Genomic DNA, 6,880 nt, shown 5'->3' on the forward strand with positions numbered 1-6,880 from the left:
CCGACCCCAGCCCTCCAAGACCGGCAGGAGCCCTGTGACCACCCCCCACGCGCTCCCCGCCTCCTTCCCCCTCACCTGGCTGTACGTCCCCGGCGACCGCCCCGAGGTCGTGGCGAAGGCCCTGGTCGCCGGGGCCGACGTCGTTCTCGTCGACCTGGAGGACGCGGTCGCCCCCGAACGCAGGGGGTACGCCCGTGCGGCCACCGCCGAGCTGCTCACCGAGCCGCCGACCGTCCCGGTGCATGTGCGGATCAACGCCCTCGGCAGTCCCGCCGCCGAGGACGACCTCAGGGCCCTCTCCTCGCTGCCCGGCCTGTCGGGGCTGCGGCTACCGAAGGTGACCTCGCCCTCGGATGTCGTACGGGTCGCGGAGCGCGCCGCTCCCTCCGGAGGCGGCGCGCTTCCCCTGTACGCCCTCGTGGAGACGGCCCTCGGCGTGGAGCAGGCCTTCGCCATCGCCTCCGCCCACCCGGCGCTGCACGGCATCGCCCTCGGCGAGGCCGACCTCCGGGCGGACCTGGGGGTACGCGACGACACCGGCCTGGACTGGGCCCGTGCCCGCGTCGTCGTGGCCGCACGGGCCGCGGGCCTGGCCCCGCCCGCGCAGTCCGTCCACCCCGACACCCGCGACCTCGACGGCCTCGCCGCCTCCTGCGCCCACGGCCGCGCCCTGGGCTTCCTCGGCCGGGCCGCCATCCACCCCCGCCAACTCCCCGTCATCGAGCGGGCCTATCTCCCCACCCCGGACGAGATCACCTCCGCCGAAACCATCGCGAAGGCCGCCGCGGCCCACCCTGGCGCCCAGGCCCTGCCCGACGGCCGGTTCATCGACGCGGCGGTCGTGGCAGACGCCCACCGCACGCTGGCGCTGGCCCGCCGCTCGGGCTGAGCGCAGCACACGAAGGGGGCGCCGGATCCATGATCCGGCGCCCCCTTCGACGTACGAGCGAAGCTCAGCTCTTCTTGGCCGACTCGGCCTCGTCCTTCATGGACTCGCCGGACTCAGCGGACTCGGCAGGCTCCGCGGGCTCGGCGGCTTCCGCAGGCTCGGCGTCCGCCTTCTTGGCGAGATCGACGTCGGCGTCGGCATCGGCATCGGCCTTGGCGTCGGCTTCGGCCTCACCGTCGGCGGCCGTGTCACCGGCGTCGGCCTCACCGGCTGCCTCACCCTCGTCGGCAGCGCCCGGCTCGACGATCTCCTCGCGCCCCGGCCGCAGCCGCGCCGACAGCACCATGTAGACCACCGCGAGGACGAAGACCACCATCGCGGTCCAGTCGTTGAGACGCAGGCCCAGGATGTGGTGGGCGTCGTCGACGCGCATGTACTCGATCCAGCCGCGGCCCACGCAGTACGCGGCGACGTACAGCGCGAACGCCCGCCCGTGGCCGAGCTTGAACCGGCGGTCGGCCCAGATGACGAGGAAACCGACACCGACGCACCACAGCGACTCGTACAGGAACGTCGGGTGGTACGTGCCCGGGACGCGGCCGTCCGTCGAGGACGTGATCTTCAGGGCCCACGGAACGTCCGTGGCCTTGCCGTACAGCTCCTGGTTGAACCAGTTGCCCCAGCGGCCGATCGCCTGCGCGAAGACGATGCCGGGGGCGAGGGCGTCGGCCCAGGCCGGCAGCGGAATGCCCCGGCGGCGGCAGCCGATCCAGGCGCCCACCGCACCGAGCGCGATCGCGCCCCAGATGCCGAGGCCGCCCTGCCAGATCTTGAAGGCGTCGACCCAGTCACGGCCCTCGCTGAAGTACAGCTCGTAGTCCGTGATCACGTGGTAGAGCCGGCCGCCGACCAGGCCGAACGGCACGGCCCAGACCGCGATGTCGGCCACCGTGCCGGGCCGCCCGCCTCGGGCGATCCAGCGCTTGTTGCCGAGCCAGACGGCTACGAAGACGCCGATGATGATGCAGAACGCGTAGCCGCGCAGCGGAATGGGGCCGAGATGCAGCACACCGTGCGACGGGCTGGGGATGTAGGCAAGTTCCATGGCAGGGTCGACGCTACCGTGCCGGGCACCACCCACGGCAAGCAGCCCGGCAACGGGTCCATAACGTGCGACGCCCCCGACCCGCGAGGCGGCCGGGCGCGCCGGGGCCGGTGCGGGGCTCAGCCCTTGTTCTCCGCCTCCACCATCTGCTTCAGCTTCGCCGGTGTCATCGTCTGGTCGGCGTAGATGTTCCTGCTGCCCAGCAGCACGGTCGGGGTGCCGGTGAAGCCGCTGTTCTGGAAGGCGGCGTACGACTTCTGGACCCAGCTGTCGTGCGTGCCGTTCTTGACGCACTTCTGGAAGGCCGGCGTGTCCAGGCCGTCGACCTTGCCCGACAGGTCGATGAGCTTGTTGTTGCTGGAGAAGTCGTCCTGCGTCTCGTTGGGCTGGTTGTCGTACAGGACGTCGTGGTACGCGGTGAACTTCCCGGCGCCCTGCGCGCAGGCCGCGGCGTTGGCGGCGCGCAGCGAGCCACTGCCGCCCCGGGCCGAGTCGATGAGGGTGACCAGGTGGTACTCGACCTTCAGCTGTCCCGCGGCGACCAGTTCGTGGATCGTCGGGCGATACCTGGTCTCGAAGTCCAGGCAGGCCGGGCAGCGGAAGTCCTCCCACACGGTGAGCGTCGACTTGGCGGCGTCCTTGCCGACGGGGATCGCGAGGCCGTCCTTGCCCGTAGCCCCGGAGGGCGCCACGGCTGGACCCGCGGAGTCACTCTTGGAGTCCTTGCCGGAGTTCGCCGCAAGGACTCCGACCACCGCCGCGAGCCCCAGGACGCACACCACCGAGGCGCCCACGATCACGGCACGGCGGCGCTTCTCCGCGGCCTTCTGCTTCTCTCGCTCGACCGCCAGCTTCTCGCGGGCGGTGCGCTTTCCCTCACGGTTCTTCTCGCTCACATCCGGCAGAACGAACCGGGGAGGCGCAGCGCGCCTCCCCGGTCCCAGGTCCACCCGTTCGAGCTATTCGTACGACATGCCCACATGGGCACACACGCTCGCCCGAACGCCGTGCGTGCTAAGCCGTGCCGCGCACACCCTTCGCCAGGTCGCCCGCGAGCTCCCGTACGGCGTCCAGGCCCGCCTGCTCGTCGGCGGCGTCCAGCATCCGCTTCACGAAGGCGGAGCCGACGATCACACCGTCGGCGAAGCCGGCGACCTCGGCGGCCTGGGCGGCGTCGGAGACGCCGAGGCCGACGCAGACCGGCAGGTCCGTGGTTGCCTTGGTGCGCCGCACCAGGTCCTGGGCCTGCGCGCCCACCGACGCCCGGGTGCCCGTGACACCCATCAGCGAGGCCGCGTACACGAAGCCGCTGCCCGCCGCGGTGATGTCGGCGAGCCGGGCGTCCTTGCTGCTGGGGGCGACGACGAAGACGGTCGCGAGGCCGTGCTTCTCGGCGTGCTCCCTCCACAGCGCCGACTCCTGCACCGGCAGGTCGGGCAGGATGCAGCCCGCGCCGCCCGCCTCGGCCAGCTCGGCGGTGAAGCGCTCGACGCCGTAGCGGTCGATGGGGTTCCAGTACGTCATCACGAGCACCGGCTTCCCGGTCGCCTCGTACGCCTCCTTGACGGTCCGCATGACGTCGGCGATCTTGACGCCGCCCCGCAGCGCGATGTCGTCGGCGGTCTGGATGACGGGTCCGTCGAGGACGGGGTCGCTGTGCGGCAGGCCCACCTCCACGACGTCCGCGCCGCCGTCGAAGACGGCCTTGATCGCCTCGATGCCGCCGTCCACGGTCGGGAACCCGGCCGGGAGGTAGGCGATGAGAGCGGAGCGGCCCTCGGCCTTCGCGCCGGCCAGGGTGTCGCTCAACAGCTGGATGTTGCCGCTCACTTGGCGTCCCCCTCGATCTCGGCGATGTCGCTGTCGGCGTCCGCGGCCACGGAGGCGTCCGTGTCGTAGAGGCCGAAGTAGCGGGCGGCCGTGTCCATGTCCTTGTCGCCGCGGCCGGACAGGTTGACGATGATCAGCCCGTCCTTGCCCAGCTCCCTGCCGACCTCCAGGGCCCCGGCGAGCGCGTGCGCGCTCTCGATCGCCGGGATGATGCCCTCGGTGCGCGACAGCAGGCGAAGGGCCTGCATGGCCGCGTCGTCGGTGACCGCGCGGTACTCGCCGCGGCCGCTGTCCTTGAGGTAGGAGTGCTCGGGGCCGATGCCCGGGTAGTCCAGACCGGCCGAGATCGAGTACGGCTCGGTGATCTGGCCCTCCTCGTCCTGGAGGACGTAGGACCGCGAGCCGTGCAGGATGCCGGGCTCGCCGGCCGTCAGCGTGGCCGCGTGCTCGCCGGTCTCGATGCCGTGCCCGGCGGGCTCGCAGCCGATGAGGCGTACGCCGGTGTCCGGGATGAAGGCGTGGAAGAGGCCGATGGCGTTGGAGCCGCCGCCGACGCAGGCCACGGCCGCGTCGGGGAGCCGTCCGGCGCGCTCCAGGATCTGCCGCCGGGCCTCGACGCCGATCACCCGGTGGAAGTCGCGCACCATGGCCGGGAAGGGGTGCGGCCCGGCCACGGTCCCGAACAGGTAGTGGGTGCGGTCGACGTTGGCGACCCAGTCGCGGAACGCCTCGTTGATCGCGTCCTTGAGCGTGCGGGAGCCGGACTTCACGGCGATGACCTCGGCGCCGAGCATGCGCATCCGGGCGACGTTGAGCGCTTGGCGCTGGGTGTCGATCTCGCCCATGTAGATGGTGCACTCGAGCCCGAAGAGCGCGCACGCGGTGGCGGTGGCGACGCCGTGCTGACCGGCGCCGGTCTCCGCGATGACGCGGGTCTTGCCCATCCGCTTGGTGAGCAGCGCCTGGCCCAGCACATTGTTGATCTTGTGCGAGCCGGTGTGGTTGAGGTCCTCGCGCTTGAGGAACATCCGGGCGCCCCCGGCGTGTTCGGCGAACCGCGGGACCTCGGTGAGGGAGCTGGGGCGGCCTGTGTAGTGGACGAGCAGGTCGTCCAGCTCACGGGCGAACTCGGGGTCGTGCTTCGCCTTGTCGTACTCGACGGCGACCTCGTCCACGGCGGCGACCAGCGCCTCCGGGATGAACTTGCCGCCGAACGCGCCGAAGTAGCCCTCGGCGCTGGGGATTTGACCGTCGGGGTCGGGAATGAAGAACTCGCTGGGCATGCGGAAACCTCACGGTGAGTTGTTTTTGACAACCGAATCGCCGTGGGGGCGGGGCTCGTCAGACGACCGAAGGACGGACGCGCCTGATCGCGCCCGCGCGGCGGTAGCCGCACATCAAATAGAGCCCCGCGCCCCTCACGGGGCGCTGCCATCGCATGCCGTTCACCTGGCCCGGCTCGTCCCCGATGACGTACCGCACGCGGCGGCCGTGGACCCGGCGTGCGGGCGCGCGGCAGCCGCGGGGACGGCAGCCGCGCGCGAGGCGGGCGTACCGGTCCGTGGGCGTCATGGTGGTCGTGGGCTTCATCGGGGCCAAGCCTAGCCGGGCGTCAGCCGCGACCGTGCCGCAGCGCGGGGTGTGCGCCCGCGGCGACCAGGTCGGAGACCGCGGTCCTCGGGTCGCGGCCGGTGACGAGGGACTCGCCCACCAGGACCGCGTCGGCGCCGGCGTTGGCGTACGCGATCAGGTCGTGCGGTCCCCGGACACCGGACTCGGCGATCTTGACGATGCCGGACGGGATCTCGGGGGCGACCCGCTCGAACGTGGTGCGGTCGACCTTGAGGTCCTTCAGGTTGCGCGCGTTGATGCCGATGACCTTGGCGCCCGCGTCCACCGCCCGCTCGACCTCGTCCTCGTCGTGCACCTCGACCAGCGGGGTGAGTCCGATGGACACCGCCCGCTCGACGAGGGATTCCAGGGCGGCCTGGTCGAGGGCGGCCACGATCAGCAGCGCGAGGTCGGCGCCGTACGCACGGGCCTCCCACAGCTGGTAGGACGTGACGATGAAGTCCTTGCGCAGGACCGGGATGTCGACCCGGGCCCGGACGGCCTCGAGGTCGGCCAGCGAGCCGCCGAAGCGCCGCTGCTCGGTCAGTACGGAGATGACGGCCGCGCCGCCCGCTTCGTAGTCCGCGGCGAGCGCGGCCGGGTCGGCGATCGCGGCGAGCGCGCCCTTGGAGGGGCTGGAGCGCTTGACCTCGCAGATGACCTTGACGCTGTCACCGCGCAGGGCGGCGAGGCCGTCCTTGGCCGCCGGAGCCTTCGCCGCGCGCTCCTTGAGCTCGTCGAGGCTGACGCGCGCCTGCCGTTCCGCGAGGTCGGCACGGACGCCGTCGATGATCTCGTCGAGCACACTCACGCGAGCGGCCCCCTTCCTGACGGTGGACGGTTGAACGGTCACTGCGATGGTATCCGGAGGAAGGGCTAGGCCTCACATCCGGTTGACGCCGGTCCCACTACCTGGACATTTGTCATTTGATCAAGGATGCAGCCGGCCACCGAACGGCAGGTTCCGGACAACGGTGAAGACCAGCAGCAACGCGCCGACCGCCCAGAGGTGGACCGATCCGAGGTCGAGCCGCAGCGGTCGTCCGCGTGCGGAGCGGACCACCCAGACGGACCACACCACCGCGAAGAGCAGATACCCGCAGACGGCGGCCGCGTTGTCCGTGAGCGCGGTCGTGAAGTCGCCGTGCACGAAGGCGTGCGCGCTGCGCAGGCCGCCGCAGCCGGGGCAGTACAGGCCCGTGTACCGCAGCAGCGGGCAGACAGGGTAGTGGCCGGGCTGGTTGGGGTCGACGGCCCCGACGTACGCGAAGGCGCCGACGACGGCGGCGAGCACACCGGCGGGGACGGCGAGCCGTCGCAGCACGGCGGCGGCCTCCGGGCCCGTGCGGGTGCCCGCGCCCGTGCGCGGCCGCTGGGTCACCCTCCGGGTTTCGGCGTTCACCTCACGCATTCTGCCCCTCCGCGGCCGCGGCCGCTCTTCGCGG

8 protein-coding genes are annotated in these 6,880 nt (G+C 72.0%); 1 reads left to right on the forward strand and 7 read right to left on the reverse strand.

Features of this window, described 5'->3' with window-relative positions:
• The first annotated feature begins 34 nt into the window (after positions 1-34).
• The gene (locus ABZS97_RS23020) at positions 35-889 is read left to right on the forward strand and encodes a CoA ester lyase (RefSeq protein ID WP_356140186.1); all 855 of its coding nucleotides are present in this window, start codon (positions 35-37) and stop codon (positions 887-889) included.
• Between the two features lie 64 nt (positions 890-953).
• Here ABZS97_RS23020 and lgt read toward each other — a convergent pair whose 3' ends face one another.
• The 7 genes from lgt to ABZS97_RS23055 all read right to left on the reverse strand — a co-directional run bounded on the left by lgt (position 954) and on the right by ABZS97_RS23055 (position 6,846).
• Positions 954-1,994, reverse strand: coding sequence for a prolipoprotein diacylglyceryl transferase (gene lgt, locus ABZS97_RS23025; protein ID WP_356140187.1), 1,041 nt, complete (start codon positions 1,992-1,994; stop codon positions 954-956).
• 119 nt (positions 1,995-2,113) lie between these two features.
• Entirely contained in the window at positions 2,114-2,890 is a 777-nt protein-coding gene (locus ABZS97_RS23030; RefSeq protein WP_356140188.1) for a thioredoxin domain-containing protein, read from the reverse strand.
• A gap of 118 nt (positions 2,891-3,008) precedes the next feature.
• A complete protein-coding gene (gene trpA / locus ABZS97_RS23035; protein WP_356140189.1) occupies positions 3,009-3,824 on the reverse strand; it encodes a tryptophan synthase subunit alpha in 816 nt (271 codons plus the stop codon).
• Positions 3,821-5,107 carry a tryptophan synthase subunit beta gene (gene trpB / locus ABZS97_RS23040; RefSeq protein ID WP_356140190.1) on the reverse strand — a complete coding sequence of 429 codons (1,287 nt, stop codon included), beginning with the start codon at positions 5,105-5,107 and terminating at the stop codon, positions 3,821-3,823. The genes trpA and trpB overlap by 4 nt, the downstream gene beginning before the upstream one ends.
• Positions 5,108-5,165: 58 nt before the next feature.
• Positions 5,166-5,414, reverse strand: a complete 249-nt coding sequence (locus ABZS97_RS23045; RefSeq protein WP_356140191.1) for a tryptophan synthase subunit(beta) — start codon at positions 5,412-5,414, stop codon at positions 5,166-5,168.
• A gap of 22 nt (positions 5,415-5,436) precedes the next feature.
• Positions 5,437-6,246 carry an indole-3-glycerol phosphate synthase TrpC gene (gene trpC / locus ABZS97_RS23050; RefSeq protein WP_356140192.1) on the reverse strand — a complete coding sequence of 270 codons (810 nt, stop codon included), beginning with the start codon at positions 6,244-6,246 and terminating at the stop codon, positions 5,437-5,439.
• A 120-nt stretch (positions 6,247-6,366) separates the two neighbouring features.
• Positions 6,367-6,846, reverse strand: a complete 480-nt coding sequence (locus tag ABZS97_RS23055) for a DUF2752 domain-containing protein (RefSeq protein WP_356140193.1) — start codon at positions 6,844-6,846, stop codon at positions 6,367-6,369.
• Positions 6,847-6,880 lie beyond the last annotated feature (34 nt).

The sequence above is a fragment of the Streptomyces sp. NPDC005485 genome, assembly GCF_040606085.1.
GTDB lineage: Bacteria > Actinomycetota > Actinomycetes > Streptomycetales > Streptomycetaceae > Streptomyces.

Coding starts and splice junctions, on each gene's coding strand:
- lgt (WP_356140187.1), bottom strand. CDS start 1,994: ATGGAACTTGCCTACATCCCCAGCCCGTCGCACGGTGTGCTGCATCTC.
- trpB (WP_356140190.1), bottom strand. CDS start 5,107: ATGCCCAGCGAGTTCTTCATTCCCGACCCCGACGGTCAAATCCCCAGC.
- ABZS97_RS23045 (WP_356140191.1), bottom strand. CDS start 5,414: ATGAAGCCCACGACCACCATGACGCCCACGGACCGGTACGCCCGCCTC.
- ABZS97_RS23055 (WP_356140193.1), bottom strand. CDS start 6,846: ATGCGTGAGGTGAACGCCGAAACCCGGAGGGTGACCCAGCGGCCGCGC.